This window comes from Frigoribacterium sp. CFBP 8754, from assembly GCF_014841815.1.
Taxonomy (GTDB): domain Bacteria; phylum Actinomycetota; class Actinomycetes; order Actinomycetales; family Microbacteriaceae; genus Frigoribacterium; species Frigoribacterium endophyticum.
This window is the reverse complement of record NZ_JACYUO010000001.1, coordinates 723,305-743,111: the sequence shown is the minus strand read 5'-3', so window position 1 is coordinate 743,111 and position 19,807 is coordinate 723,305. Positions and strand designations below refer to the sequence as shown.

Here is a 19,807-nt window from a genome sequence, read left to right as displayed (position 1 = left end):
GGCCTCGAGTCTGTGTGTGGGAGCGTGCCTAGCCGGCGAGCTGGAGGCGGAGCAGGCTGAGCTTGGTGGCGACGGTCCCGTCGATGACCTCGTCACCGATCTGCACGCGCAGACCGCCGATGACGGCGGGGTCGATGACCTGGTTGATGCGGAGGTCGCGGCCGAACTGCTGCGAGAGGCCCCGTTCGAGCCGCTCTGCGTGGGCGGCGTCGAGCGGCTTCGCCGTCGTCACCGTGGCCACGAGCTGCCCGGACTGGTCGGCGACGATGTCGGCCGCCGTGCGGACGAGCTCGCCGATGCGGCGGCCTCGCGGCTGGCGGACGAGGTGGGTGACGATCGCCAGGGTCTGCGCGCTCGCCTTGCCCTCGAGGAGCCGACGGACGAGGCCCGCCTTCGCCTCGGGGTCGCTCAGCTTCGTGCCGATCGCGAGCTCGAGCCGAGCGTCGGACGACACCGCGGCGTCGAACCCGAAGAGCTCGTTCTCGATGCTGCTGTCGGACGGCGCGCTCGAGGCGACGACCCGGAACCCGAGCTCCTCGATGCCGGCGAGCAGGTCGTCGGACGACGACCAGCGGCTGCCGACCACCGAGAGGAGCAGAGCACGGGCAGGCTCCGTGAAGGAGCCGAAGAGTCGGTCGACGAGCTGCTTCTTGACGGCGGCGTCGACGGCCGGGTCGGCGAAGTAGGCCTGCAGCTGCACGGACCCGCCGATGACCCGACCGGCGTCGAGCAGCTGCTCGCCCGTGGCCAGGTCGGCCGAGTCGCCGAGGTCGGTCAGGACCGACCGCGCCGAGCTGAGGGCCTCTCTGGACATGGAACCCATCGTCAGTTGCCCGCCTTCGCGTTCTGGTCGGCCTCGAGGTCAGCCAGGAAGCGGTCGACGACGGCCGACGCGCGAGCGTCGTCGTTCAGCGACTCACCGATGACGCCCGACGCGAGGTCGATCGCGAGCGAGCCCACCTCGGCACGGAGCGAGGCGACTGCTGCCGCGCGCTCGGCCTCGATCTGGACGTGGGCGTTCGCGGTGACGCGGTCGGCCTCGGCCTGGGCCTGCTGCTTGAGGTCGGCGAGGATCTCGGCTCCCTCGGCGCGCGCGGCCTCCCGGATGCGCGCAGCCTCGGCGCGAGCGTCGGCGAGCTGCTTCTTGTACTCGCCGAGCGCCTGCGCGGCCTCGGCCTGGGCGGCCTCGGCGTGCTTGATGCCGCCCTCGATGCGCTCAGCGCGCTCGTCGAGGATCTTGCGGAACCTCGGGATGGCGAAGATCCCGAAGAACGCCGCGATGACCACGAAGACGACGGCAGACCACAGGACGTCGTAAACAGCGGGGAAGAAGACGGCTGCCCCTTCGGGTGCCCCTTCTGCCGCGAGGATCGTCTCGATCATCGGTGTGTCGTCCTAACTGATCAGGAGAAGATGAAGCCGGCGGCGAGGCCGATGAAGCCCAGCAGCTCGGTGAATGCGATGCCCAGGAACATGGTGACCTGGAGACGGCCGGCGAGCTCGGGCTGGCGAGCCATGGCCTCGACGGTCTTGCCCGCGACGATGCCGATACCGATGCCGGGGCCGATCGCAGCGAGGCCGTAGCCGACGGTCGCGATGTTGCCGTTGATCTCAGCGAGGATCGTGGTGGTGTCCACTGTGTGTTTCCTTCCGGTTGGGCGAGCTTCGTCGGGTGACGGAACTCGTCGTACTTAGTGTTCTTTCGCCGCGGCCTGTTGGATGTAGACCGAGGCGAGGAGTGTGAAGACGTAGGCCTGCAGCACGGCGACGGCCATCTCGACGATGGTCATCACGAAGCCGCCGACCAAGGTCAGGGCGCCGAAGGCGATGAACCCGCCGCTCATGCTGAAGAAGAAGAAGTGCGTCGCCGCGAAGCAGAGCACGAGCAGGAGGTGGCCGACCATCATGTTCAGCAGCAGTCGCAGCGCCAGCGAGATGGGCCGGACGATGAAGATGTTGATGAACTCGATGGGCGTCAGGAGGATGTACATCGGCCACGGGACCCCGGGCGGGAAGAGGGCGTTCCGGAAGAACGTGCCCGTGCCCGCTTCGCGGATGCCGGCGTAGATGAACATCACGTAGGCCACGACGGCCAGCATGAGCGGCATCGCGACCACGGAGGTGCCCGCGATGTTGAGGCCGGGGACGATGCCGGTGATGTTCATGGCGAAGATGCCGAAGAACATGGCCGCCAGCAGCGGGAGGTACTTCCGACCCAGCTTCTCGCCGAGGATCTCCTCGACGATCTGGATGCGGACGAAGTCGAGGCCCAGCTCGGCGATGCTCTGCCCGCGGGACGGGATGAGCCGCCCCTTGCGCAGGGCCAGCCAGAACAGCAGCAGCATGACGGCGATCGCGAAGAGGCGGACCAGCATGATGCGGTTCAGCTCGAAGGGCGTGCCTTCGAAGAAGATGGCGGAAGGGAAGAACTCGTCAAGAGTCGGGGCGTGGAATCCCCCGTCTCCGTGGCCGGCGTCGGCAGCGGAGAGCAGGTTCACAGCGTTCGCTATCAGCGCTATCTCCTGTGTCGGGGCGAGCACCCTGAAGTGTCGCGACGATTGGTGGGGTTGTCATCCGAACCCGCAGAGAATCGCGGCCGGGGAACGGAGATCACCCTATCAAGGTAACCCTCAGGACAGCGAATCGACGGGGGTTCTTTCGCGCTGTGCATGCTTGTGCGTGCAGCTCGGACGCTCAGGGGCCTCGAGACGACCGTCAGCGGTGCGACGGCCTAACGATCGACGGGCGCCTCGGGCAGCGTGACGTCGCTCACGTGGGGCAGCCGACCCCGGACGACGACCAGGGCGTCGATGACGAGGGTCCCCACGATGGACACGACGAGCGCCAGGAAGAGCACGACGTCGTCGACGAAGGGCTGGTCGCGGACGAGCACGAGCAGGACGACGAACACGACGATCTTGAGGAGCCAGGCTCCCATGACGATCCCGAAGAAGGCCGCGAGGCGGAAGCGGATGGCGATCAGCATGCTCCCCGCCGTGATGCCGGCGAAGACGATCGCCAGGGCGACCCCGACGAGCGCGCTCCAGAGCCCGTCCGAGCCGGCCGTGAGCCAGCCCACCCCTCCGCCGACGACGGCGATCGCGAGGGCCAGGAGCCCGGTGTACGTCAGGATCTTGGTGAAGATCGATCGGGCGTTCATCAGTGGTCCTTCGGGGGTGGTGGCGACGCGACGTCGACCGGGTCGGCCGCGTCGAGGTGGTCGAGGCCCCCGGCGGCCTGGTCGAGCGGATCGAAGCGATCCGACCGGGACGTCGCGAGATCGGCCGGGCGAGCTGACTGGACGGCCACCTCGACTTTCTTGCGACGGCTGAGGGGGGCGAGCGTGAGGGCGGCGCAGGCCACCAGCCCGACGACCAGGAAGGCGACGACCAGAGAGGTCGGCTTGACGAAGAGGAACATCAGGCAGCCGACCGAGACGACCAGCGTCCAGGCGTAGAAGATCAGGACGGCGTGGAAGTGCGAGTGGCCCATGTCGAGGAGGCGGTGGTGCAGGTGCTTGCGGTCGGCCGTGAAGGGCGACTTGCCGGCGCTGACCCGACGGAGCACCGCGAGGCCGAAGTCGAGCAGCGGCACGATGAGCACGGCGAACGGCAGCAGGATCGGGATGAAGGCGGGCAGCAGGGCGCTGCGGGAGATGGTCGCCGGGTCGATCTGCCCCGTCACGGAGATGGCGCTCGTGGCCATGAGCAACCCGGTCAGGAGGGCGCCCGCGTCGCCCATGAACAAGCGGGCGGGGTGCCAGTTGAACGGCAGGAACCCGAGGCACGCCCCGGTCAGGACGGCCGTGAGGAGAGCGGAGAGGTTGAAGTACTCCGTCTGGCCGATGGTCAGCGAGATGGCGAAGCTGTACGCGAAGAAGACGACGTTCGCGATGATCGTCACGCCCGCGACCAGACCGTCGAGGCCGTCGATGAAGTTCACCGCGTTCATCACGAGCACGACCGCGAGGATGGTGAGGATCAGCGACATGAAGGGCGAGCCCACGGCCAGGCTGCTGCCGATCGGGAGGGAGAGCAGCTGGACGCCCTGCCACGCGAGGACGCCTGCGGCGATGATCTGGCCGGCGAGCTTGGTCATCCAGTCGAGGTCGTAGAGGTCGTCGACCACGCCGATGACCACGATGATCGTGGCGGCCCCGATGATGGCGAGCGGGGGCCCCGGGTCGGCGAAGACGAGACGGAAGTAGTCGATGCCGGAGATCAGGGGGAAGACGAACCACGCCGCCAGGAGAGCCAGGACCACGCCCGCCCACATGGCGATGCCGCCGAGGCGGGGCGTGGGCGTGCGGTGCACGTCCCGGTCACGGATGGCCGGGTAGAGCTTGAAGCGCAGGCCGAGCCGCCAGACGACGAACGAGAGGACGAAGCTGACCCCCGCCGCGATCGCGAAGGCCAGCAGGTAGTACCTCACGCGACGGCGGCGTCGCCCACGACGCGTCTGATCTCGGAGTCGGGCAGGACGCCGTGGCGCACGATGCGGAGCACGCCGTCGGCCGCCCCGGTCGCGTCGACGATCGTCGAGCCGGTGTTCGCGCCCGGGCGACGTTCGTAGCTCTCCCCCACCGGCCCGGCGTCGAGGTAGACGGCCACCCGGTCGGCCAGCATGGCGCGGGCATCGTCGACGGTCGCGGCCGCGGGCTGGCCCGTGAGGTTCGCGCTCGAGACCGCCAGGGGGCCGGTCTCCTCCAGCAGCTCGAGGGCCATGGGGTGGCTCGGCATGCGCAGGGCGACGGTGCCCCGGGTCTCGCCGAGGTCCCAGCTCAGCGACGGCTGGGCCCGGAAGATGACGGTCAGCGGCCCGGGCCAGAACTCGTCGAGCAGGGGCCGCACCAGGTCGGGCACCGACTCGGTCAGCGCGGCGAGGGTGTCGAGACCCTTCACCAGCACGGGCGGAGGCGACTGCCGGCCCCGGCCCTTGGCGTCGAGCAGCGCCTGCACGGCGGAGGAGTCGAAGGCGTCGGCCGCGAGCCCGTACACGGTGTCGGTGGGCATGACCACGAGCTCGCCGCGACCGATCGCGCCACGGGCGGCGCGCATGCCGGTGAGCAGCTCGGTGGCGACGGAGAGGTCGTAGGAGGAGGTCATGACGAGACGATGATAGTGCGACCGACCTGGTGGCCGGGTCAGCGCACCGCCGTCGTCGACCGGTCTCGGCCGGTGAGGTCGGGCTGGGTCTCGGGGCTCCGCCAGCCGTCGGCGTCGAGGATCCCGCGGATCGCCGCGCCCTGCTGCTCCCCGTGCTCGATGACGAGGGCGCCCCCCGGGTGCAGCAGGCGACGGGCCGTCAGCGAGAGCGCCCGGACCAGGACGAGGCCGTCCTCCCCGCCGTAGAGCGCCGTGCTCGGGTCGTGCAGCCGGACCTCGGGGTCGCGCGGGACCATCCCGAGCGGGATGTACGGCGGGTTGCTCACGACGACGGAGACCCGACCGTCCAACTCGGGCAGCGCGTCCGTCATGTCGCCCAGAACGAGCGTGACGTTCGAGGCGCCGACCGAGTCGATGTTGCGCCGCGTCCAGGCTGCGGCCTCCGGCGAGATCTCGACGGCCCAGACGCGGCTGTGCGGCACCTCGGTCGCCAGGGCCAGCGCGAGTGCACCGCTGCCGGTGCCGAGGTCGACGGCCAGGGGCTCCGCCGACGGCGCCGCGCGCAGCGCGTCGACGGCGAGCTGGGCGACACCCTCCGTCTCGGGCCGGGGCACGAAGACGCCCGGGCCGACCTGCAGGGCCAGCGACCTGAACCAGGCCGTGCCGGTGATGTGCTGCAGGGGCTCGCGGGAGGCGCGGCGCGACACGAGCGCGACCAGCGACTCCACCTGCTCCCGGGTCACGGGCGACCGGGTGACGGCTCGCGCGAGGAGCACGCCGCGCTCGACCCCCGTGGCGTGCGCGAGGAGGAGCTCGGCGTCGACCGACGGGGTCGGGACGTCGGCCGACGACAGCACGGCCGTCGCCGCCGCGAGGGCGGCGTCGACCGTGCCGACGCCGGAGAAGGCGTCGGCCACGGCGCTCACGACGCGGTGTCGCCGATCTCGGCGAGCCGCGCCTCTTCGTCGGCCTGGATGCACGACTCGACGACGGGCTCGAGCGCGCCGTCCATCACGGCGTCGAGGTTGTACGCCTTGTAGCCGGTGCGGTGGTCGGCGATGCGGTTCTCCGGGAAGTTGTACGTCCGGATGCGCTCCGAGCGGTCCATGCCGCGGATCTGGCTCTTCCGGGCGTCGGAGGCGATGGCCGCCTGCTCCTCCTGCTGGCGAGCCAGGATGCGGGCGCGGAGCACGCGCATGCCGGCCTCGCGGTTCTGCAGCTGGCTCTTCTCGTTCTGCATCGCGACCACGATGCCCGTGGGCAGGTGGGTGATGCGCACGGCGGAGTCGGTCGTGTTGACCGACTGGCCGCCGGGGCCGCTCGAGCGGTAGACGTCGATCTTGAGGTCGTTCTGGTTGATGTCGACCTCCTCCGGCTCGTCGACCTCGGGGAAGACGAGAACGCCCGTCGTCGACGTGTGGATGCGCCCCTGCGACTCGGTCGCCGGCACGCGCTGCACGCGGTGCACGCCGCCCTCGTACTTGAGGTGCGCCCAGACGCCCTGCGCGGGGTCGCTGGCGTTCGACTTGATCGCGACCTGGACGTTCTTGTAGCCGCCGAGGTCGGAGTCGTCGCTGGCGATCATCTCGCTCTTCCAGCCCTTCGACTCCGCGTAGTGCAGGTACATGCGCAGGAGGTCGGCGGCGAACAGGGCGCTCTCCGCGCCTCCTTCACCGCCCTTGATCTCCATGATCACGTCGCGGCCGTCGTCGGGGTCGCGCGGGATGAGGAGTCGCCGGAGCTTCTCCTGGGCCTCGTCGAGGCCCTGCTCGAGGGCGGGGACCTCCGCCGCGAAGGCGTCGTCCTCCTTCGCGAGCTCACGCGCGGCCTCGAGGTCGTCCTGCACCTGCTGCCACGCCGAGTGGGCAGCCACGATGCGGCTGAGCTCGGCGTAGCGGCGGTTGATCTTCTTCGCCCGAGCCGCGTCGGCGTGCACGGCAGGGTCGCTGAGCTGCGTCTGCAGGTCGTCGTGCTCCGCCAGCAGCACCGACACCGACTCGAACACCGTCAGTGCTCCTTGTGGGAGGAGTCGTGGCCGTTCGCGGGCACCGACTTCTGGACCTGCACGAGGAACTCGACGTTCGAGCTGGTCTCGCGGAGGTTGCCGAGGACGATCTCGAGGGCCTTCTGCGGGTCGAGGCCGGCCAGGGCGCGACGGAGGCGCCAGGTGATCTTGACCTCCTCCGGGCTGAGCAGCATCTCTTCGCGACGGGTGCCCGAGGCGTTGACGTCGACGGCCGGGAAGATGCGCTTGTCGGCGAGGTGGCGCGACAGGCGGAGCTCCATGTTGCCGGTGCCCTTGAACTCCTCGAAGATCACCTCGTCCATCTTCGAGCCGGTCTCGACGAGGGCGGTCGCGAGGATGGTCAGCGAGCCGCCGTTCTCGATGTTGCGCGCCGCGCCGAAGAAGCGCTTCGGCGGGTACAGCGCCGACGAGTCGACTCCGCCGGAGAGCACGCGGCCCGAGGCGGGGGCGGACAGGTTGTAGGCGCGGCCCAGACGGGTGATCGAGTCGAGCAGCACGACCACGTCGTGGCCCAGCTCGACCAGGCGCTTCGCACGCTCGATGGCGAGCTCGGCGACCGTGGTGTGGTCCTCCGCGGGGCGGTCGAAGGTCGAGGCGATGACCTCGCCCTTGACCGTGCGCTGCATGTCGGTGACCTCCTCGGGGCGCTCGTCCACGAGCACGACCATGAGGTGGGCCTCGGGGTTGTTCACCGCGATGGCGTTCGCGATGGCCTGGAGCACGAGCGTCTTGCCGGCCTTGGGGGGCGAGACGATGAGGCCGCGCTGGCCCTTGCCGATCGGCGAGACGAGGTCGATGATGCGCGTCGACAGCTTCTGGGGCTCGGTCTCGAGGCGCAGGCGCTCCTGCGGGTAGAGAGGAGTCAGCGCGCTGAACTCGACGCGCTTGGCGGCCTCCTCGACGGGCTGGCCGTTGACCGAGTCGATCTTGACGATCGCGTTGTACTTCTGACGGCCCTGGCCCTGGTCGCCGTCACGGGGCTGGCGGATGGCGCCGACGACCGCGTCGCCCTTGCGCAGGTGGTACTTCTTCACCTGGCCGAGCGAGACGTAGACGTCGCTCGCCCCGGGGAGGTACCCGGTGGTGCGGACGAAGGCGTAGTTCTCGAGCACGTCGAGGATGCCCGCGACGGGGATGAGGACGTCGTCGTCGGAGATCTCGGGCTCGAACTCGTCGTTCTGGACGCTGCGGCCGCGCTTGCGGTCGCGCTGACGGCCGCGGCCCTGACGGCCGGCCTCGTCGGACTGCTGGCCGGCCTGCGAGCCCGACTGCTGCTCGCCGCGCGCGGCGTCGTTCTTCTCGCCGGCGGCGCGCTGCTGCTCGGCCTCCTTCGCGGACTGCTCCTGCGCGGAGGCCTGGCCCTGCTGGCCGTTCTGGCCGTTCTGGCCGTTCTGGCCGTTCTGGCCCTGCTGGCCGTTCTGGCCGTTCTTGCGGTTGCGGTTGCGGCTGCGACGACCGCCGCCCTGCTGGCCCTGGCCGTCCTGGTCGCCGGCGCCCTGGTCGTTCGAGCCCTGGTCGGCGGCGCCGGCCTCGGCGTCGCCCGTCTCGGGGGCCGACTGCGGCGCGACGGCCTCGGCCTGGGCCGACGGCACCTCCGCGGCCGGGGCCTCGGCGGCCGCGGCGGCGACCGTGGCGTCGGAGGCGCGGCGCGAGCCACGACGGCTGCGCGAGGGACGCTCGGCGGCGACGGGCGCCTCCTCGGCGGTGGCCTCGACGACCGACGACGGGGCGGCGGCCTCGGCGACGGGCGACGCGACCGGCGCGTCGACCTCAGCCACGGCGGCGGGCGCCTCGTCCGAGACCGGCGCGACGCCGGTCTCGCCGGCGTTGACGTGCTCGACGGCGGTGCGCTGCTCGGGAGCGCCGGCGGCGGCGGTCACCCGGCGCGACGGACGGCGCGTGCGGGGCGCGGCGGCGGTCTCGGCGACGGGGGCCTCGGCCGCGGGCGCCTCGGCGACGGGGGCCGACTCGGCCGGCGCAGCGTCGGTGACGTCGAGGGTCGGCTGCACGGCGACGGGCGCCTCGACGACGACGTCGTCGGTCGAGGCGACCACGGAGGCGTCGCCGGTCGCCTGGACGGCGGCGATGGCCGCGACCAGGTCGCCCTTGCGGAGCTTGGAGAGGCCGCTGATGCCGAGCGACGAGGCGAGGGCCTGCAGCTGCGGGAGGCGCATGGCGCTCAGTTCGGCGGGGGTCTGGGTGGTGGCGCTGTTGTCTGCGTCTGACACTGGTGGGTTCCTTCCGCTCCCCCGCGAGAGCCGCGAGGATGAGCTGGTCACACCTCGCAGCCTCTGGCCTGCCGTGCGGGCGGGCCCTGCGGCCGCACGCTCAGGGCGCGGCACGCACTGCGCGGGATGCGCAGGAAGCTCTCGGAGGTGCGGCACGCGATCGCCAGAGAGCGACCGAGCGCTGCTAGATGTGCACTACGGGATGTGCGACCGGGAATGCCGGGATGACGTGGGACCCCACACGTGTGCTGCCCGGTGACCGGGAGGACGATGCCAGATGCCCAGGAGATCTCAGTTTTCTACCGGGTGCGCGTTCACTGTAGCACCTCGCAGGTCGACGGCGAGCATCAACGGACGCCACGCCGACAGGGCGTTCTCGGCCACGAGCTGGGCCGCCAGGAGCCGCTGCGCCGGGTCGCTGCCGAGCACGAGCAACGAGGGCCCGGCCCCCGACACGACGGCCGCGAGCCCCGCCTGGCGCAGGACCCTGATGAGCATGTCCGTCTCGGGCATCGCGCTCGCGCGGTAGCTCTGGTGCAGGCGGTCCTCCGTCGCCGCGAGCAGCAGCTCGGGGCTCTGGATGAGCGCCGCGACGAGCAGGGCCGACCGCGACACGTTGAACGTGGCGTCCTCGTGGGGCACGGACGCCGGCTGGAGGCTGCGCGCCAGCGAGGTCGACAGCGTCGTCTCGGGCACGAACACGACCGGCGAGACGCCACGGTGGACGAGGAGCCTCTTGTGCGAGGGCCCGGCCGAGGTGGTCCACGCGATCGTCAGGCCGCCGAACAGGGCCGGCGCGACGTTGTCGGGGTGCCCCTCGAGCTCCGTCGCGACCGCGAGCAGCTGGTCGGGCGTGAAGTCGACGCGCCGCTCGAGGAGCCCCTTGGCCGCCATGACGCCCGAGACGATGGCCGCGGCGGAGGAGCCGAGGCCCCGCCCGTGCGGGATCGCGTTGCGCGCCTCGAGACGGAGACCCGGCAGCGGCACCCCCGCGGCACGGTAGGTGGCCGCGATCGAGCGCACCACGAGGTTGCTCTCGTCGGTGGGCACCTCGCCGGCGCCGACCCCGTTGACGTGCACCGCGACTCCGGAGCCCCGGGTCTCGGAGACAACGAGCCTGTCGTAGTGCGACAGCGCGAGGCCGAGGGTGTCGAAGCCGGGCCCCAGGTTGGCCGAGGTGGCCGGGACCTTGACGAGGACCGACCTCACGGCCGGGCCGGTGGTCATGCAGAGGCCGGGACGAGCCCGAGCACCTCGGCGACGCGCGCGGTGTCGCTCGCGACCACCGTGGGCTGCACGTCGGTGCCGTCGGCCTTGCGGAGGGCCCACTGCGGGTCTTTCAGGCCGTGGCCCGTCACCGTGAGGACGACCGTCGCCCCGGCGGGCACGACGCCCGCGTCGGCGCGCTCGAGCAGGCCGGCGACGCTGATCGCGGAGGCCGGCTCGACGAAGACGCCGACCTCGGCCGAGAGGATCTTCTGGGCGGCGAGGATGGCCTCGTCGGTGATGGCCCCGAACCAGCCGTCGGTGAGGTCGCGGGCCTCGAGGGCCAGCTGCCACGACGCGGGGTTGCCGATGCGGATGGCGCTGGCGATGGTCTCGGGCTGCCGCACGACCTCGCCGGCGACGATGGGCGCGGAGCCCGCGGCCTGGAAGCCGAACATGCGCGGGAGGCGCGTGGCACGGCCGGCCTCGAGGTCTTCGCGGTAGCCACGGGTGTAGGCCGTGTAGTTGCCGGCGTTGCCGACCGGGATGAAGTGGAAGTCGGGGGCGTCGCCCAGCACGTCGACGACCTCGAAGGCCGCCGTCTTCTGGCCCTCGATGCGGTCGTTGTTGACCGAGTTGACGAGGTGCACCGGGTAGTTCGCGGCGAGGTCGCGCGCGATGTCGAGGCAGTCGTCGAAGTTGCCCTGGATCTGCAGCAGCTGCCCGTCGTGCGCGACGGCCTGGCTGAGCTTGCCCATCGCGATCTTGCCCTCGGGCACGAGCACGGCGGCGGTGATGCCGGCGTGCGCCGCGTAGGCGGCGGCCGACGCGGAGGTGTTGCCGGTGGAGGCGCAGATGACGGCCTTCGCGCCGTGCTCGACGGCCTTCGAGATCGCCATGGTCATGCCGCGGTCCTTGAAGGAGCCCGTGGGGTTCATGCCCTCGTACTTGACGTAGACCTTCGCGCCGGTGCGGGCCGAGAGGGCCGGCGCCGGGATGAGGGGCGTGCCGCCCTCGCCGAGGGTGACGACGGGCGTCGCCTCGGTGACGTCGAGACGGTCGGCGTACTCGCGCAGGACACCCTGCCACTGGTGGGCCATCAGGCTCCTTCGACTCTCAGGACGCTCGTGACGGAGTTCACGACCGGGGTGGTGCGGAGGGCCTCGACCGTGGCGGCGAGGGCGGACTCGCGGGCACGGTGCGTGCCGATGATCAGGGTAGCGGTCGCCGGGGCCTCGACGTCGCCGTGTGACGCGAGGGGCGGGACGCCGCCCGTCTGCTCGACGCTGTGCACGCTGACGCCGTGGTCGCTGAGCACGCCGGCCACCTCGGCGAGCACGCCGGGCTGGTCGGCCACGTCGAGCGTCACCTGGTAGCGCGTGACCACGTCGCCGATGGGCAGCACGCGGAGGTCGGCGTGGGTGGACTCGGCGAGCCCGGGCCCGCCGATCACGTGCCTCCGGGCGGCGGAGACGAGGTCGCCGAGCACGGCCGAGGCCGTCTCCACTCCCCCGGCGCCCGCGCCGTAGAACATGAGGTCGCCCGCGGCCTCGGCCTCGACGAACACGGCGTTCTTCGCGCCGTGGACCGTGGCGAGGGGGTGCTCGAGCGGCACGAGGGCCGGGTACACCCGGGCGCTGACGCCCTCGACGCCGTCGGCGTCGAGCAGCCGCTCGCAGATCGCGAGGATCTTGACGACGTAGCCGGCCTTGCGGGCCGCGACGACCTGCTCGTGCGTCACCTCGGTGATGCCCTCGCGGTGCACGGCGACGAGCGGCACGGTCGTGTGGAACGCGAGGCTGGCGAGGATGGCGGCCTTCTGCGCGGCGTCGTAGCCGCCGATGTCGGCGGTCGGGTCGGCCTCCGCGTAGCCCAGCTCGGTCGCCGTGGCGAGGGCGGCCTCGAGGGTGTCGCCGTCGGTGTCCATCCGGTCGAGGATGAAGTTGGTCGTGCCGTTGACGATCCCCATGATGCGGACGATGCGGTCACCGGCGAGGCTGTCGCGCAGCGGGCGGATGATCGGGATGGCGCCGGCCACCGCCGCCTCGTAGTAGAGCTGGGCGCCCACCTGCTCGGCCGCCTCGAACAGCTCGGGGCCGTGGCTCGCCAGCAGCGCCTTGTTGCCGGTCACCACGTCGGCGCCGGAGTTCAGCGCCGCGAGCACGTACTGACGGGCCGGCTCGAGGCCGCCCATGAGCTCGACGACGATGTCGGCCCCGAGGATGAGCGACTCGACGTCGGTGGTGAGGAGCTCGCGGGGCAGGTCGACGTCGCGGGGCGCGTCGACGTCGCGGACGCCGATGCCGACGAGCTCGATGCCCGCGCCGGCGCGGCCGGCCAGCTCGTCGGCCTGCTCGAGCAGCAGCCGGGCCACCTGCGAGCCGACCGAGCCGGCGCCGATCAGGGCGACCCGCACGTTGCGGTATTCGATCATGGTGTTCCGTTCTGTGGGGGTGCTGCGACGACCGGGGGCGGGCGGGGCCGACGAGGGAGGGGCGTGCGTCACGAGGAGGCGCGGGCCGGCTGGTCGAGGCCCGCGTCGCGCGAGAGGAGGTCGGCCTCCGACTCGCCGCGCACGATGACGCGCGAGGTGCCGTCCAGCACCGCCACCACGGGCGGTCGGCCGACGTGGTTGTAGTTGCTCGACAGGCTGTGGCAGTAGGCGCCCGTGGCGGGCACCGCCAGCAGGTCGCCCCGCTCGACGTCGGCGGGCAGCCAGTCGGCCAGGACGACGACGTCGCCGCTCTCGCAGTGCTTGCCCGCGACGCGCACGAGCACGGGAGGAGCCGAGGAGGCGCGACCCGCGAGGGCCACGGAGTAGTCGGCCGCGTAGAGGGCCGTCCGCGCGTTGTCGCTCATGCCGCCGTCGACGCTGACGTACCGACGGACGGCGCTGGCCGCGGGCCGGCCGAGCACCACGGCCTCGTCGGCGGCCGCCGCGAGGTCGGACTCGGTCGCGACGGCGTCGACGTCGACCTCGTCGACGGCGACCGTGACGTCCTTGATGGTGCCCGTCGTGTAGAGGGTGGTGCCGCCGGGGCCGACGATCGTCCGGCCCGGCTCCACGGCCACGACCGGCACCGGGATGCCCCGGTCGGTGCACTCGGCGTGGACGATGTCGGCGAGGGCCGCCGCGAGCTCGTCGATCGAGCGGGCGTCGTCGGCCCTCGTGTAGGCGATGCCGAAGCCGCCGCCCAGGTTGAGCTCGGGCACCTCGCCGTCGGCGAGGAGGCCCGCGTGGACGGCGAGCAGGCGTCGTGCGGCCTCGGCGAAGCCGTCGGAGCCGAAGATCTGCGAGCCGATGTGGGAGTGCAGCCCGAGGAACCGCAGCGACGGCCGAGCACGCACGGCCGCGACGACGTCGGCGGTCTCGCTCAGCGGCACCCCGAACTTCTGGTCCTCCCGGGCGGTCGCGAGGTACTCGTGGGTGCTCGCGTGCACGCCGGAGTTGACCCGGAGGCGCACGGCCTGGACCACGCCGTGGCGCGCGGCGGCGTCGGCGACCCGGTCGACCTCCTCCGCGCTGTCGATGACGACCGCGCCGATCCCCGCCGCGACCGTGCGGTCGAGCTCGGCGTCGGACTTGTTGTTGCCGTGGAAGCCCATCCGGGCGGGCTCCACGCCCGCGGCCCGGGCGACCGCGAACTCGCCGGCCGTGCAGATGTCGACGGCCATGCCGGCCTCGGAGACCCACCGGGCCACCTCGGCGGAGAGGAAGGCCTTCGCGGCGTAGTAGACCTTGACGGTCGTCCCGACCCGAGCGAACTCGCGGCGGAAGGCCTCGACGGTCTGGGCGGCGCGGCCCCGGACGTCGGCCTCGTCGAGCACGTAGAGGGGGGTGCCGTACGTCTGCGCGAGCTCGGTCACGGGCACGCCGCCGAGCACGATCTCGCCGTCGTCGGAGCGCCGGGCCGTCCGCGACCAGACGCCGGCGTCGAGCTCGGCGAGGTCGTCGGGCTCGCGGAGCCAGGCGGGGGCGAGGGGGTTCGACACGGGGCCTCTCCAGGGTCGGCGGGACGGGGGTCGCCGCGCGCGCGACGTGGTCGCGCCCGTGACGTCAGAGAGCCTACCGACAGGCGGCGACGAGCCGGGCCACGTGACGCCGGCCGCGCCCGTGGGCTACGAGCAGGTGCCCTTCTCGGACAGGGCCGAGCTCGTCAGGGGCAGCCCGGGCGAGCGGAGGTCGACGGTGACCTCGCCGGCGCGCACGTCGAGGGCGGTGGCCGTCACCGACGCCGGCAGCTGCTCGGCGAGGCAGACCGAGGTCGCGAAGTCGCCGAGGAAGGGCGTCAGGTCGAGCTGCAGCGACGTGTCGGGCAGGGAGGCGGTGGTCGGGGCGAAGGAGACGGAGCGTCCGTCGTCGCTCAGGCTGGGCACCGCGGTGACGGCGACGGGCACGTCGCCGATGATGGGCACCGAGAACGACCGCGAGTACGTGACCGCGTCGTCGCCCAGCGCCAACGACGCGCCCTGCTGGCGGAGCGCCTCGAGGCCGTCGACCGTCGCCTGGTCGGCCGTGATCGTGCCCGTGACGGGCCCGGAGTCGCCCTCGAGCGAGGTGGGCACGTCGGCGACGTCGACGCGGACCACGACGGGGTCGCCCTCGACCCCGGAGGTCAGCGTGACGTCGTCGAGCGAGCCGTGGGCGATCTGCCAGAGCACCGAGGTGCCGTGCACGTCGACCTCGACGTCGTCGAGGCCGGTGGACGTCTGGACCTCCGCCGCGGCGCGGCTCTCGACGACCGAGCGGACGACGACGTCGGCGATCACGGCGAGGACCGCCAGGCCCACGAGCACGCCGACGAGGATGAAGAGGCCGGCCCCCGCGCTGCGGAGCCGTCGACGCTCGACCGGACGGGCCTCGAAGAAGTCGCTGTCGCTCTCGTCGCTCATCCCGACATCCTCTCAGGGACGCCGGGCGGAGTCGCGCCCCGCGCCGGTCAGGTCACATGCGGTCGGGCGCGGAGACGCCCAGGAGGCCCAGCCCGTTGCGGACGACCTGGCCCGCGGCGTCGTTCAGCCACAGTCGCGTGCGGTGCAGGTCGGTGACCTCCTCGTCGCCCAGGGGCGTCACCCGGCAGCTGTCGTACCAGCGGTGGTAGGTCCCGGCCAGCTCCTCGATGTAGCGGGCGACCCGGTGCGGCTCGCGCAGCTCGGCCGCCTGCGTGACGACGCGGGGCAGCTCGGCGAGGACGCCGAGGAGGGCGCTCTCGGTGGGGTGGGACAGCAGCGACGCGTCGAAGGCGTCACGGGTGACCCCCGCGGCCTCGGCGTTGCGCGTGACGGACCGGGTGCGGGCGTGCGCGTACTGCACGTAGAAGACGGGGTTGTCGTTGGTGCGCCGCGTCAGCAGGTCGAGGTCGATGTCGATCGAGCTGTTCACCGGGCTGCGGACGAGCGAGTAGCGGCCGGCGTCGACGCCGACGGCGTCGACGAGGTCCTCCATCGTGACGACGGTGCCGTTCCGCTTCGACATGCGGAAGGGCTCGCCGTCCTTCAGCAGGTTGACCATCTGGCCGATGAGGATCTCGAGGTTGACGCCCGGCTCGTCGCCGAAGGCCGCGCACATCGCCATCATGCGGCCGACGTAGCCGTGGTGGTCGGCGCCCAGCATGATCAGGTTGCGCTCGAAGCCCCGCTCGCGCTTGTCGAGGTAGTAGGCGAGGTCGCCGGCGATGTAGGCCGCCTCGCCGTCGCTCTTGATGACGACGCGGTCGCGGTCGTCGCCGAACTCCGTCGTGCGCAGCCAGGTCGCGCCCTCGGCCTCGTAGATGTGCCCGAGCTCGGTGAGGCGCGCGACGGCGCGCTCGACGGCCTTCGACTCGTGCAGCGAGTTCTCGTGGAAGAAGACGTCGAAGTCGACGCCGAAGTCGTGGAGCGACGACTTGATGTCGCTGAACATGAAGTCGACGCCCGCGGCGCGGAACACCTCCTGCGCCTCGTCTCGCGGCAGGGCCCGGAGGTCGCCGTGGTGCGCCGCGACGACCCGGTCGGCGATGTCGGTGATGTACTCGCCGCCGTAGCCGTCCTCCGGGGTGGGCTCGCCGAACGAGCGGGCGACGAGGCTGCGGGCGAAGCGGTCGATCTGCCCGCCGTGGTCGTTGAAGTAGTACTCGCGGGTGACGAGGGCGCCCTGCGCCTGGAAGACACGGGCGAGGCTGTCGCCCACGGCCGCCCAGCGGACGCCGCCCAGGTGGATGGGGCCGGTGGGGTTGGCCGACACGAACTCGAGGTCGATGGTGACGCCGGCGTAGTAGTCGCCGCGGCCGAAGGCCTCGCCCTGCTCGACGATCGTGCGGGCCAGCTGACCGGCCGCGGCCGCGTCGAGCCGCACGTTGATGAAGCCCGGGCCCGCGACGTCGACGTCGGCGACGCCGTCGACCTCGGCGAGCTCGCCCGCCAGCTCGGTGGCGAGGTCGCGGGGCGGGACGCCGACGCGCTTCGCGAACTTCATGGCGACGTTGGACGTCCAGTCGCCGTGGTCGCGGTTCTTCGGGCGCTCGAGGACGACGTCGGCCGGGGCCACGGTGACGTCGTCGCCGACCCCTCGGCGCTCGAGGACGCCCTGGACGACGGCGAGCAGGGAGGAGGAGAGTTCGGCGGGGGTCACGAGAGACGATCGTACCGGCTGCCGGGCGCCCGCCGGCCCGGGCCACGGGCCGTCGGGGCGCCCCTCCGAGCCGACCACGGGCGGCGTCGGGGAGGATGGGGGCATGTCGTCCCGCCGCCCCCGCCCCCCGGCCCGCGTCCCCTCCGTCGTCGTCGCCGCCTCCGCCCTGGCCCTCGGCGCCGCAGCCCTGACCGGCTGCACGACGTCGGCCCCGGGCGGCGGGCCCGCGTCGCCGTCCACGTCGGCGGCCCCGTCGCCCGCGGCGTCCGGCGCCACGCCCACCGCCGACCCCGGCTACACGCCGCCGCCGCTCGTGAGCAGCCCGCTCGCCCTCGACTGCGCCGCCCTGCTCGACCCGGCCGCGGGCGTGCTGCCCACGCTGTGGCCCGGCCTCGCCGCAGCCGACGCCCCCGACGCCCCCGACGCCGATGCTCTCGACGACGCCCTCGCCCCGGTGGCGGAGGCCGACGGGACGGTCTGCGACTGGGTCGACGCCGCCGGCGACCACGTGACGGTGGGCGTCGCCGCGTACGACGAGGCCAGCCTCACCGCGATCGCGAACGACCTCGTCGCCTCGAGCAACTCCGTGCCGAGCTACGGGGTGGAGGGCTACTTCAGCCTGCACGGCGGCACGGGCGTCGCCCGTGCCCTGCCCACCGGTCGCCTCGTCGTGGCCGAGTCGACGACCTTCGCGGAGCCCGGGTCGGCTGAGCCGGTGATGACGCAGCTCCTCGCCGCGGTGGGCGAGGGCGGCGCGGGCTAGGCGGTGCGGGCTAGGCGGTGCGGGCTAGGCGGCCCGGCGCGCCGACGCCGCGCGGGCGGCGAGCTGCCCCAGCAGGAGCGGCAGCTGCCACGCCTCGGCGCCGCGGTCCTCCGGGTGCCACTGCACCCCGGTGACCGGCGCCGTGACGTGCTCGACCGCCTCCACCTCGCCGTCGTTCGACCACGCCGCGACGCGCAGGCCCTCGCCGAGGAGGCCGACGGCCTGGTGGTGGGCGCTCCTGACCAGCGCGCTCGACCGGACCAGCGCCTCCCGCAGGCGCGTGCCGGCGACGAGGTCGACCTCGTGGTCGGTCATGAGCTGCTCGACGGAGCCCGTGCCGCGGTGCAGGCCGGCCTCGTCGTCGAGGTGCTGCACGAGGGTGCCGCCGAGCGCGACGTTGATCACCTGGTGGCCGCGGCAGATGCCGAGCAGGGGCGTGCCGAGCCGCACCGCGCGGCGGACGACGGCGAGCTGTGCGGCGTCGGCGACCTCGAGGTGACGCCCCTCGCCGGGGTAGCCGGCCGGGGCGCCGTAGTGGTGCGGGGCGAGGTCCTCTCCCCCGACGACGACCACCGCGTCGGCGTCGCGCGTGGCGGCCAGGAGGGCGTCGACGCCGAGGTCGTCGGCGGCCAGGCGCTCGGCCGACCAGCCCGCCCGACGCGCCTCGGCGACGACGCGCTCGTTCAGGGTCTGCACGTAGGCGTGGTACTCCGGCGCGTGCGGCCGACGGCGGGTGACCTCGACGACGGCCAGGCGCGCGCCGGGGCGGGCTCCGGGGGCTCGCGTCTCGATCGGCATGCACCCATGGTCGTCACCGTCGCCGCCTCGCGCCACCCGTGTGTCGCGGCGTTACGACCCGGGGCTCAGGGCCAGAGGGAGGCGCGGCGCCAGCCGTCGCCGACGCGGTCGTACCGCAGGCGCACCTGGTCACGGCCCGTCGTGCCCTGCCAGAACTCGACCGAGACGGGCGCCACGCGGTACGCCGTCCAGTCGTCGGGCACGAGGTCCGGCTCGTCGTCGAGTCGACGACGGGCCTCGTCGAGGGCCGCGTCGGCCTGCTCGGCGCCGGGGATCTCGGTGCTCTGCGGCATCGCGATCGCGACGGCGCGCGAGTCGGGGTGCCGCGCCCGGAAGTCGTCCTCGCTGACGTCGCGCGGCCCCGGGAGGGCATCGCCGAGCACGCGGACCTGTCGCCCGAGGTCGCTCCAGGAGAGGGTCAGCGCGACGCGGGGGTCGTCGGCGATCTGGCGGCCCTTGGGGCTGAGCGACGAGGTGGTGAACCAGAAGGCGTCGTCGACCTCCTTGAGCAGGAGGGTGCGCGCCGTCGGCCCCGAGGCGGTCGAGGCGGTCGACAGGGTCATCGCGTGCGGCTGCGCGACCCCGGCCTCCACCGCGTCGTCGAGCCAGGTGAGGAAGAGCGCGATCGGCTCCGGGGGTGCTTGCTCAGGGTCGAGGGGCGACACGTCGATCTCGGGCCGGCGAGCGCCGCGCACCCGGTCGCGGAGCGAGCGTCGGCCGCCCTGCCCGGCGTCGTCGCCGCCGCCGGAGTCGGGAGAAGAGGGAACGTGGGAGGCGCGGGCCGCGTCGTCGTCGTGGGTCACCGCCCCAGAGTGCACCCGCCCGCTGCGCCGCGGCCCAGGCGGGGCCGGCGCGTGTCCGTCGGCGACCCTGCGGGCTGCTAGCCTTGTCGTCGACCCTGGCCCCCATAGCTCAGGGGATAGAGCACTGCCCTCCGGAGGCAGGGGCGAAGGTTCGAATCCTTCTGGGGGCACCGAATCCCTCGGCGGCAGCAAGTCCTCGCGAAGACGCCGAGCACCACGCTTTCTGTGGATCGGTGTCGACGACGGGCCGTTGCCCCGTCCCACACCG

Annotated in this window: 19 protein-coding genes and 1 tRNA gene; 2 read left to right on the top strand and 18 right to left on the bottom strand. The window is 72.7% G+C overall.

Features of this window, described 5'->3' with window-relative positions; genetic code table 11:
- Positions 1-28: 28 nt before the first annotated feature.
- The 16 genes from IFT72_RS03445 to argS all read right to left on the bottom strand — a co-directional run bounded on the left by IFT72_RS03445 (position 29) and on the right by argS (position 17,175).
- Complete coding sequence (locus IFT72_RS03445) at positions 29-823, bottom strand: F0F1 ATP synthase subunit delta (RefSeq protein WP_185232248.1); 795 nt, start codon at positions 821-823, stop codon at positions 29-31.
- Positions 824-825: 2 nt separating this feature from the next.
- The gene (locus IFT72_RS03440; RefSeq protein WP_056053950.1) at positions 826-1,383 is read right to left on the bottom strand and encodes a F0F1 ATP synthase subunit B; all 558 of its coding nucleotides are present in this window, start codon (positions 1,381-1,383) and stop codon (positions 826-828) included.
- Between the two features lie 20 nt (positions 1,384-1,403).
- The gene (atpE, locus tag IFT72_RS03435) at positions 1,404-1,637 is read right to left on the bottom strand and encodes an ATP synthase F0 subunit C (protein WP_043594505.1); all 234 of its coding nucleotides are present in this window, start codon (positions 1,635-1,637) and stop codon (positions 1,404-1,406) included.
- 54 nt (positions 1,638-1,691) lie between these two features.
- Complete coding sequence (gene atpB, locus IFT72_RS03430) at positions 1,692-2,498, bottom strand: F0F1 ATP synthase subunit A (RefSeq protein WP_056053948.1); 807 nt, start codon at positions 2,496-2,498, stop codon at positions 1,692-1,694.
- Between the two features lie 233 nt (positions 2,499-2,731).
- On the bottom strand, positions 2,732-3,160 hold the full coding sequence (locus tag IFT72_RS03425) for a hypothetical protein (RefSeq protein WP_056053945.1): 429 nt from the start codon (positions 3,158-3,160) through the stop codon (positions 2,732-2,734).
- A complete protein-coding gene (locus tag IFT72_RS03420; RefSeq protein ID WP_056053940.1) occupies positions 3,160-4,431 on the bottom strand; it encodes an MraY family glycosyltransferase in 1,272 nt (423 codons plus the stop codon). The genes IFT72_RS03425 and IFT72_RS03420 overlap by 1 nt, the downstream gene beginning before the upstream one ends.
- Positions 4,428-5,105, bottom strand: coding sequence for an L-threonylcarbamoyladenylate synthase (locus tag IFT72_RS03415; protein WP_056053936.1), 678 nt, complete (start codon positions 5,103-5,105; stop codon positions 4,428-4,430). Before IFT72_RS03415 ends, IFT72_RS03420 begins: the two co-directional genes overlap by 4 nt.
- A gap of 38 nt (positions 5,106-5,143) precedes the next feature.
- The gene (prmC, locus tag IFT72_RS15885) at positions 5,144-6,022 is read right to left on the bottom strand and encodes a peptide chain release factor N(5)-glutamine methyltransferase (protein ID WP_056055817.1); all 879 of its coding nucleotides are present in this window, start codon (positions 6,020-6,022) and stop codon (positions 5,144-5,146) included.
- Between the two features lie 5 nt (positions 6,023-6,027).
- Positions 6,028-7,110, bottom strand: coding sequence for a peptide chain release factor 1 (gene prfA / locus IFT72_RS15880; RefSeq protein WP_056053933.1), 1,083 nt, complete (start codon positions 7,108-7,110; stop codon positions 6,028-6,030).
- Positions 7,111-7,112: 2 nt separating this feature from the next.
- Positions 7,113-9,359 (bottom strand): transcription termination factor Rho, encoded by a 2,247-nt coding sequence (rho, locus tag IFT72_RS03400; RefSeq protein ID WP_192045570.1) that lies wholly within the window; start codon positions 9,357-9,359, stop codon positions 7,113-7,115.
- 291 nt (positions 9,360-9,650) lie between these two features.
- The gene (gene thrB, locus IFT72_RS03395; RefSeq protein ID WP_192045569.1) at positions 9,651-10,586 is read right to left on the bottom strand and encodes a homoserine kinase; all 936 of its coding nucleotides are present in this window, start codon (positions 10,584-10,586) and stop codon (positions 9,651-9,653) included.
- Positions 10,583-11,665, bottom strand: coding sequence for a threonine synthase (gene thrC / locus IFT72_RS03390; RefSeq protein WP_056053927.1), 1,083 nt, complete (start codon positions 11,663-11,665; stop codon positions 10,583-10,585). Before thrC ends, thrB begins: the two co-directional genes overlap by 4 nt.
- Complete coding sequence (locus IFT72_RS03385) at positions 11,665-12,999, bottom strand: homoserine dehydrogenase (protein WP_056053924.1); 1,335 nt, start codon at positions 12,997-12,999, stop codon at positions 11,665-11,667. The genes thrC and IFT72_RS03385 overlap by 1 nt, the downstream gene beginning before the upstream one ends.
- Positions 13,000-13,067: 68 nt before the next feature.
- Positions 13,068-14,558, bottom strand: a complete 1,491-nt coding sequence (locus IFT72_RS03380) for an alanine racemase (protein ID WP_056053922.1) — start codon at positions 14,556-14,558, stop codon at positions 13,068-13,070.
- A gap of 126 nt (positions 14,559-14,684) precedes the next feature.
- Positions 14,685-15,458, bottom strand: a complete 774-nt coding sequence (locus IFT72_RS03375) for an LmeA family phospholipid-binding protein (RefSeq protein ID WP_056053919.1) — start codon at positions 15,456-15,458, stop codon at positions 14,685-14,687.
- Between the two features lie 52 nt (positions 15,459-15,510).
- Positions 15,511-17,175, bottom strand: a complete 1,665-nt coding sequence (argS, locus tag IFT72_RS03370) for an arginine--tRNA ligase (protein ID WP_192045568.1) — start codon at positions 17,173-17,175, stop codon at positions 15,511-15,513.
- Positions 17,176-17,278: 103 nt separating this feature from the next.
- Here argS and IFT72_RS03365 point away from each other — a divergent pair, with 103 nt between their 5' ends.
- Complete coding sequence (locus tag IFT72_RS03365; protein WP_192045567.1) at positions 17,279-17,938, top strand: hypothetical protein; 660 nt, start codon at positions 17,279-17,281, stop codon at positions 17,936-17,938.
- 24 nt (positions 17,939-17,962) lie between these two features.
- Here IFT72_RS03365 and IFT72_RS03360 read toward each other — a convergent pair whose 3' ends face one another.
- On the bottom strand, positions 17,963-18,736 hold the full coding sequence (locus IFT72_RS03360; protein WP_192045566.1) for a gamma-glutamyl-gamma-aminobutyrate hydrolase family protein: 774 nt from the start codon (positions 18,734-18,736) through the stop codon (positions 17,963-17,965).
- A gap of 65 nt (positions 18,737-18,801) precedes the next feature.
- Entirely contained in the window at positions 18,802-19,539 is a 738-nt protein-coding gene (locus IFT72_RS03355) for a pyridoxal 5'-phosphate synthase (protein ID WP_192045565.1), read from the bottom strand.
- 98 nt (positions 19,540-19,637) lie between these two features.
- Here IFT72_RS03355 and IFT72_RS03350 point away from each other — a divergent pair.
- Positions 19,638-19,709 (top strand) — tRNA-Arg (locus tag IFT72_RS03350).
- Positions 19,710-19,807: the final 98 nt, after the last annotated feature.